The 8,140-nt window shown below is 41.4% G+C and carries 8 protein-coding genes; 5 read left to right on the plus strand and 3 right to left on the minus strand.

Annotation, left to right across the window (positions count from 1 at the left end; all coding sequences use genetic code 11):
• Together K8S13_RS13465 and K8S13_RS13470 are read right to left on the minus strand one after the other, a co-directional pair.
• Positions 1–688: FeoB small GTPase domain-containing protein (locus tag K8S13_RS13465; protein ID WP_291463217.1), on the minus strand; the 688-nt coding region annotated here is incomplete at its 3' end.
• On the minus strand, positions 675–908 hold the full coding sequence (locus tag K8S13_RS13470) for a FeoA family protein (protein ID WP_291463218.1): 234 nt from the start codon (positions 906–908) through the stop codon (positions 675–677). The genes K8S13_RS13465 and K8S13_RS13470, both read right to left, overlap by 14 nt.
• Before the next feature lie 254 nt (positions 909–1,162).
• On the opposite strand from K8S13_RS13470, the gene K8S13_RS13475 reads away from it, so the two are divergent.
• From K8S13_RS13475 to lon, 4 genes are all read left to right on the plus strand, one after another.
• The gene (locus tag K8S13_RS13475; protein WP_291463219.1) at positions 1,163–1,600 is read left to right on the plus strand and encodes a metal-dependent transcriptional regulator; all 438 of its coding nucleotides are present in this window, start codon (positions 1,163–1,165) and stop codon (positions 1,598–1,600) included.
• A 104-nt stretch (positions 1,601–1,704) separates the two neighbouring features.
• Complete coding sequence (locus tag K8S13_RS13480) at positions 1,705–1,869, plus strand: hypothetical protein (RefSeq protein ID WP_291463220.1); 165 nt, start codon at positions 1,705–1,707, stop codon at positions 1,867–1,869.
• 60 nt (positions 1,870–1,929) lie between these two features.
• Complete coding sequence (locus tag K8S13_RS13485) at positions 1,930–3,126, plus strand: DUF2325 domain-containing protein (protein WP_291463222.1); 1,197 nt, start codon at positions 1,930–1,932, stop codon at positions 3,124–3,126.
• 208 nt (positions 3,127–3,334) lie between these two features.
• Positions 3,335–5,734, plus strand: coding sequence for an endopeptidase La (gene lon / locus K8S13_RS13490; protein ID WP_291463224.1), 2,400 nt, complete (start codon positions 3,335–3,337; stop codon positions 5,732–5,734).
• A 27-nt stretch (positions 5,735–5,761) separates the two neighbouring features.
• On the opposite strand, the gene K8S13_RS13495 is transcribed toward lon, so the two are convergent.
• Entirely contained in the window at positions 5,762–6,742 is a 981-nt protein-coding gene (locus tag K8S13_RS13495) for an adenosine kinase (protein WP_291463226.1), read from the minus strand.
• Between the two features lie 213 nt (positions 6,743–6,955).
• Between K8S13_RS13495 and metK the strand changes: the two genes are divergently transcribed.
• A complete protein-coding gene (gene metK / locus K8S13_RS13500) occupies positions 6,956–8,131 on the plus strand; it encodes a methionine adenosyltransferase (protein ID WP_291463228.1) in 1,176 nt (391 codons plus the stop codon).
• Positions 8,132–8,140: the final 9 nt, after the last annotated feature.

The raw sequence follows: 8,140 nt of genomic DNA on the forward strand, positions 1-8,140 counted from the left end.
CTGGATGCGATGCTTTTTTTCGGATCAGCTTCTGGATGGCCTCATCTCCTTCCATGAGCTTAATGGCCATCCAGCGCAAGGGATAGGTTTCCACAAGATTTGTTTCAGATGTGAGCAGATCCTGAACATTCCTGAGATAGGGCTCCATTTGCTTGTAATCCACCCGGACCGGGGTCTGGGATTTTTTTGTGTCTGCAACAGCCTGTATGGCGGCCAGAAGGTCTTTTTTACCCTGGCCCCGATTCATGGTAGTGGCAACCACGGGAATGCCAAGTTGCTTTGACAGGGCAGCCTGGTCAATGGTAATGCCCCTGTTTTTAGCCACATCCATCATGTTCAGGTTTAAAACCACGGGGATTTCCATTTCAAGCAGCTGAAAGGTGAGATACAGGCAACGCTTGATATTACTGGCATCCATGACATTGATTGTCACAGAGGGTTTGTCATGGATAATGAAATCCCTGGATACCCGTTCTTCAGGAGAATAGGATGTCAGACTGTAAGTGCCGGGCAGGTCAATCACTTCCACCCGGGAGTCACCATACCGGTACCACCCAACCATTTTATCCACGGTTACACCGGGGTAATTGGCCACATGCTGCCGGGCACCGGTCAGGGCATTAAACACAGTTGATTTCCCGCAATTGGGCTGGCCGGCCAGGGCCACAAGCAGTTTATCTGTCCCCATTATGTTCCACCTCTATAAACCGGGCCTCATCATGGCGCAGGCTGATAAAATAGCCGTCTACTTCCACTTGCATAGGGTCTTCCAGGGGGGCATTCCGGATCACTTTGAGTTTCAGACCCGGGTAAATTCCCATGTCCATGAGCCGTTGTCCCAGCTTGTCTCGTACTGATAATTTTTTAATGCTGCATTCATTGCCTGGTTTGAGTTCATCCAAAGTCATACGCCCTCCTTAAAAATTGCATAAACAAATTCACATTTTTGTCGAATTATCCCAATAAAAGCGTGAAGCTTTAATTGTTATAGCAACAATAGCTTGTCAGATTTTTTAATTAAGTTTTTCCATAAATAAAAAGTTTAATACTCCTAACTTATATGCATGTCAACAAAAAAATGAGCCATCTCATTAAAATAAACATTTGACTTACTATATATTTAAATATAAACATATAATGGTAAATTTAATGGAGAAACGATATGGCTGCAAATAACGATCTTTCGGAAAACGTTGAAGATTATCTTGAGACCATACTTGAACTACAGACAAAAAAAACCGTGGCTCGGTCAAAGGATATTGCTGAAAAAATGGACATTAAAAGAGGGTCTGTTACAGGGATGTTAAAAAAGCTTGCTAAAAAAAACTTTATTAACTATGAACCCTATGGATATGTCACATTAACCCCTGAAGGTAAAAAAATCGCAGTGGAAATAGAGCGCCGTCACATTTTTTTAAAGGATTTTTTTTTCAGGATATTAGAGGTTGATGAAGAAACAGCCGACAATACGGCGTGCCGGATGGAACACGCAATGAATAAACAGACGTTTACTAAGTTTAAAAAATTTGTGAAAAAAATTGATACCTGCCCCCATTGTGACATTAAACCGGCATTAAGTCAGGGATTATTAAAAAAATAAGCCCTTCCTAACTTTTTGCTTGACAAAGTCACCTGCCCTCTCTATGTTTCCTTTTAAAAGTTAGTCAACTCAAACTTTATAATTCTTACCTTTTAGGAGGACGCATGCAATCAAATTTTCATTTAAAAATCCAGAAACAAAAACAACCTTCCGAAATCCGGGCAGGTGAGATCATACCCGACAGCTGCATTCCATATGAAAAGAAGGAATCCACAGGTCATAAATGCAAAGGTAATTGTAAAAATTGTACCTGCCAGCATAACAAATAATGATTTAATACCAAGGCCAGCCAGCCAAGTAAATAATATCAGAATAAAGGAGAAAAGACCATGTCAGACATCCTTTTAAAATTTATGAATATCTGGGAAGTGGAAACTCACTTTAAGTGCCCTGTTGTCGGTGCCATGCTTTCCGTTGAAAAGCATAAAAATATTTTAAAAAAATGCGGTTATGATATAAAGAGAATGAAGCCCTATGAATATCACCAGCAGATAATGGCCAAACTCTATGATGAAAACAATGTATCGGTTAAGGTGAACAATTTCATCCGCAACAAGGCACGCAAACTGATGAGCCGGATTGCCGGCCTGCCGGATCAGGACATCAGAGCACTTTGGAAAGAACATTTGGAAACAGGAAACGTCGGACCCATGATGTATGCCGTCATTTCATATGAAGACACCGGTATTGATCTGCTCCAGGATGTTTTCGGAGAAGTCCACATGCAGGCCCATGCCAATATGACCGAAATTTTTCATGTCCGACAAAAACAGGTGCAGGCAGATGAGAACCTCGCACAGCAGAAAAAGAAAATAACCCTTAAAAATGAAAAATTTAAAACACTGGTTGCAGCAAGAAAATCAGATGCCAGGAAAATATCTTTGCTCCAGACTGAAAATCTACAGCTTAAAAAAAGGATCAGTGAGCTGGAAAACATGTTTCATCCCGGGAAAAAACCGGAAAACGCCATCCACTGTCTGGAGCAGAAAATTGCAGACCGTGAGCAAGATCTTAAAGCTGAACAGGAAAAAATCAGGATCATGGAACGTGAAAAAAGATCCCTTCAGATTGACTTGTTCAGTTCCAGAAGTGAAAATGAGTTGATGAGAAAACAATTCCAGGCCATGGTTACCGGTTTCACCTTCTGTACATCTATTGATTGCCCCAACGAAGACTATTGTATTAAAGAAGCCTGTCCCCAATATAAGCTCTGCGCCAAAAGGGTATTTATGGTCGGCGGCATTACAAAGATGAAATCTTTTTACAAAGATATCATTGAAAATGCCGGGGGAGAGTTTCATTATCATGACGGGTATCTTAAAGCCGGCAAAGCTAATTTTGAAGCCAAGGTAAAAAGATGCGACATGGTGCTCTGCCCTGTGAACTGCAACAGCCATAATGCCTGCCTCAGGGTTAAAAAGCTATGCAATAAACACAACAAAACTGTAAAATTCCTGAACAGCTCAAGCCTTTCCGCCGTCTCCCAAGCCTTGTTTATACCTGAAAACGAGGCAATTGTGAATTGATCAAAAAAAGTTGACCATATGCTGAAAGTCAAAATAAAGTTCAGATGTGTCATTATCAATTCCATAGGGTCAGGATATTTATATTGATGCGTAAATCATCTGGAATGGCATGGATTTTGCTTTTTTAGGTTGTCAGAACATAAAATGATATTATAATAGAGAAAATATTCATTGTTGTTATAATATCAATTTTTCTAAGAGGTGATTTATGACTGATGACAACAAGCCGATTACACCGGAAATAGTCGAAGACGATAAAGGAAATAAAGACGGTCAACTAGTTCAGCAAAGCATAAAACCCGATATTTTATATCTTATTCCCATTACGGGCCGTCCTCATATGCCTGCACAGGTTCAACCCCTTATGGTCAACAAGAAGAGATGGGAAGAAACGCTGATGAAGGCATCCAAAGATTCTAAAAATCTTTTAGGCCTTGCCTACCTGAAGGAAGTCAAAGGGAAATATGTGTATAAAGAAAACTTTCCCAAGGTGGGTTGTATTGTCAGGATGATGAATATATCGGATGTTCAAGAAAATATCCAGTTTATTGCACAGGGGCTTGAAAGATTTCGAATCAAACAGTTTTTATCGGACAAACCGCCCTTTGCGGTTCGGGTGGAGTATTTCAAAAAAATCAAAGAGAATGAAGATGAGCTTAAGGCCTACGCTATTGCCATTATTAATGCCATCAAGCAATTGCTCTCATTGAACCCCTTATATTCTGAAGATTTAAGACAATACCTAGGAATGTTCAGCCCGGATCAACCGTCACCTTTGACTGATTTTGCAGCCGGTATTACCACGGCTTCCGGTGATGATTTACAGGAAGTTTTAGAGCTTTCCTCTGTTATAGACCGGATGAAAAAAGTCATGATGCTGCTGCAAAAAGAGATAGAAATTGCAAAGCTTCAGACCAAAATACAAAAAGATCTCAACATCCAGATGGATGAAAACAAGCGTAAATTTTTTTTAAAAGAGCAGCTTAAAGCAATTCAGAAAGAGCTTGGATTGAAAAAAGATGATAAAACTTCGGATGTGGATAAATTTAAGGAAAAGTTTGCAAACTTAAAGCCCCCGGAACATGTGGTTAAACGATTTGAAGAAGAAATTGAAAAATTATCCGTGCTTGAGACAGGGTCTTCAGAATACGGGGTGACCCGAAACTACCTGGATTGGATCACATCCTTTCCCTGGGGGATCTATTCCAGGGATAATATTGATATTAAACGGGCCGAGAAAATTCTTGACCGGGATCATGCAGGACTTTCCGATGTAAAGACAAGGATAATCGAATTTTTTGCTGCCGGAATTTATAAAAAAGATTTTTCCGGCTCCATTATTCTGTTTGTCGGACCTCCCGGTGTCGGTAAGACTTCCATTGGAAAATCAATTGCAGAGGCCCTTGGAAGAAAGTTCTACAGGTTCAGCCTTGGCGGGATGAGGGACGAGGCTGAGGTCAAAGGGCATAGAAGAACCTATGTGGGGGCATTGCCCGGAAAAATGGTCCAGGCCTTAAAAGATACCCAGGTGGCAAATTCTGTGATCATGTTGGATGAGGTGGATAAAATCGGATCATCTTACCAGGGTGATCCCGCGTCTGCTTTGCTTGAAGTGCTTGATCCTGAACAAAATTCCGAATTTCTCGATCATTATATGGATCTTCGGATTGATTTGTCCAAAGTTTTATTTATCTGCACAGCCAACCAGCTTGATACGATTCCCAGACCGCTTTTGGACAGGATGGACCGGATTAATCTGTCCGGTTATATTACCCAGGAAAAAATTCAGATTGCCAGAAAGCATCTCTGGCCAAAACTTCTAAAAAGAAACAGGCTGACATCCAAAGTGATCACCATCACCGATCCGAGCATCCGCCATATTATTGACGGGTATGCCAGGGAAGCAGGGGTCAGAAGCCTTGAAAAGCTTTTAAATAAAATTATCAGAAAAAGCATTGTGACTATATTAAAAGAAGGCAAAGAAAAGATCAGGATCAATATTAAATCTCTGGAGGATTATCTGGGGCCGCCGATTTTTAAAAATGAAAAACAGATGTCAGGAATAGGCGTGGTAACCGGCCTTGCCTGGACCCAGCTTGGCGGGGCAACCCTTCCCATTGAGGCGGTAAGGGTTCATGAAAAAAATTCGGGATTTAAGCTGACAGGAAAGCTTGGGGAAGTGATGCAGGAGTCTGCAGCCATTGCCTACAGCCATGTGAGAGCAAATCTTACATCATATAAAATTGATAAAAAATATTTTGATAATGCCTTTATCCATATCCATGTGCCTGAAGGAGCAACCCCAAAGGACGGCCCAAGTGCAGGGGTCACTATCACAACAGCGCTTGTTTCCCTTGCAAAGACAAAGGCAGTTAACCGCCCCCTTGCCATGACGGGGGAAATCACTTTAACGGGTGAAGTCCTTATAGTTGGTGGTATTAAAGAGAAGATCATTGCTGCCCGAAGGTCAGGTATTAAAGAAATTATCCTGCCCCAGGGGTGTAGTCCTGATTTTAAAAAACTTCCCGAGCACATTAAAGACGGTATCACGTTTTATTTTGCTAAAAAATATAAAGATGTGTTTAAGATCTTATTTAATGATAAATAGAACGTATTATTCCGGGCACTTTAGATTTTATATCAGTTTTTTTATCCTTGTCCAGGCATCTTCAGACAGCTGGGCTCCCATGACCTGGCAAACCTCATAACCGCAGGCGGATGCGATCTGTCCGCTTTTTTCAATGGAAAATCCATGGGCAATGCCAAAAAGGAATCCCGCTGCCCAGAGATCTCCTGCTCCGGTTGTATCTATGGGGGCATTTCCTGCTTGGGCTTTAATCCTTGTGATCTTATTGTTGTATGAGACATAACTGCCTTTTTCACCCACTTTCAGAACAGCATATGTGACATGCTCAGACATCTTTTCGATGGCTTTTTGTTCATCGTCGTACCCGGTATATGCCTTTGCTTCGTCTTCATTGGCAATAAGGATATCAACGAAATCTTTTATGATATCTTCAAGAATATCTTCGGAGGCATTAACCACTTCAAAACTTGCAAGATCAAGGGCGATCAGAGATCCTGCAGCCCTGGCAGCTGTGAGAGAAGCCATCATTAAATCCCTGTTGAATAAAAGATACCCTTCGATCATGGTAATGGCTGTTTTTTTAAACATGTTGGAAGTGATTGATTCTGGGTCAAGCTCTGTGGATGCACCAAGAAAAGTGAACATGGAGCGCTGGGCATCCGGTGTGATAACAGATAAGACTTTGCCCGTCAAAGAGTCACTGATTGAAATAGCAGGTTCAACATTGCATTTAACCACCTGTTCTTCAAAAGTTCTGCCATAGGCATCATTTCCCCTTTTTCCAATAAATCCGGCATCACCGCCAAGACTGCCGACACCGACAATTGTATTGCATGCAGCACCGTCGGGAACAATAACGGGTTCCTGGTTGGTTTCAGATAATATCTGCTGGATATCTTTGTCTTCTACAAGGGTCATACCCCCTTTTTCTTTTCCAAGGTTTATTAAAAACTGGTCGGATTCATTGATTAAAATATCAACAAGTGCAGAACCGATTCCTGTAATTTTTGTTATTTTTTTTTCCGGCATGCTTTTCTCCAGGATTATATATTTTAAAATTAAGTCAAAGAATAAAAATTGTGGGGTAATTGTCAAGTGATTTGTAATTTAAAAATAGAAAAATATGTGAACGTCAAGGTTCGCTAATATTGACAAAGATAAAATAAAAACATATTAATTATAACCTTAAATATAAATTATTTGATGAATAAAATAATTATTCCAAGATAAAAGGAGTTTGTAATGTCAGAAAAACAATCTTTCATGTTTACGTCCGAGTCTGTAACGGAAGGCCACCCTGATAAAGTGGCGGATGCCATATCGGACAGCATTCTTGATGCTATCATGGCCGAGGATAAAAAATGCAGGGTTGCCTGTGAGACATTGGTGACCACAGGTCTTGCAATGGTGGCAGGCGAAATTACCACTGATTGCTATGTGGATATTCCCGATGTGGTTAGAAATACCATAAAAGATATTGGGTATAATTCTTCAGCCATGGGGTTTGACTGGCAGACATGCTCTGTTATTACAAGTATTGATCAACAATCTGTGGATATTGCCCAGGGGGTTGATGAAGGCGAAGGGCTTTACAAGGAGCAGGGTGCGGGTGATCAGGGCCTTATGTTTGGGTTCGCCACCAACGAAACCCCGGAGTTGATGCCCATGCCGATTATTTATGCCCATAATTTGACAAAACGCCTGGCCCAGGTCAGAAAGAACGGTGCCCTTGATTTTTTAAGACCGGATGGAAAATCCCAGGTAACTATTGAATATATAAACGGCGGCCAGCCTAAAAGGGTGGATACGGTTGTTGTCTCTACCCAGCATTCTCCCGACATATCCTATGGCGATTTAAAGGTGGCCATTATAAAAGAAGTCATTAAAAAGGTGATTCCCGAGGAGATGATAGACGGCGATACAAAATTTTTTATTAACCCCACAGGACGGTTTGTTGTGGGCGGTCCCATGGGAGACTGCGGTGTCACCGGCCGAAAGATTATTGTAGACACCTATGGCGGCCAGGGAAGTCATGGCGGCGGTTGCTTTTCCGGGAAAGATCCTTCAAAAGTTGATAGAAGTGCGTCCTATATGGGGAGATATGTGGCAAAGAATCTTGTTGCATCAAAAATTGCAGATAAATGCGAGGTTCAGGTGGCATATGCAATAGGTGTTGCCCAGCCTGTATCACTTCTGGTTGATTTCATGGGAACCGGAAAAATATCTGAATCCAGGGCAGTTGGAATTGTCAAAGAGGTGTTTGATTTAAGACCTGCTGCAATCATTGATACCCTTGATCTTCTGCGTCCGATTTACAGGAAAACATCCGCCTATGGGCATTTTGGAAGAAAAGATCCTGATTTTTACTGGGAAAGAATAGACAAAGCAGATCAAATAAGGGATCTGGCCGGGTTGTAATCCATATTC

It is taken from the genome of Desulfobacula sp. (assembly GCF_021107415.1).